Genomic DNA, 249 nt, shown 5'->3' with positions numbered 1-249 from the left:
TGCTATTTAATTTTTTACTTCCTAAGCTTCCACCCATAACGAGTAACACTTTTTTATTTTCATTAAAGCCTGTTAATTGATAACCATTATGTGCATTACCATTTTTTAAATCTTCTCGAATTGTTGCACCAATTTCCAAAGCTCTTTCACGCATATTTTTAAGTCCATAACTTTGTTCTAATTTTTCATCAACATTAAAACCTTTACCATTATCTTGAATTCTCAACAATAAATAATCGTCTTTATTAA

Annotated in this window: 1 pseudogene; it reads right to left on the bottom strand. The window is 27.7% G+C overall.

The window, feature by feature from the left end:
• Window positions 1–249 (bottom strand): annotated as a pseudogene (locus IDG65_RS14945) (hypothetical protein); the annotation flags it as partial.

It is taken from the genome of Staphylococcus sp. EG-SA-17 (assembly GCF_017151845.1).
GTDB classification, from domain to species: Bacteria; Bacillota; Bacilli; order Staphylococcales; family Staphylococcaceae; genus Staphylococcus; species Staphylococcus aureus.
This window is presented reverse-complemented; position numbering and strand designations above follow the sequence as displayed.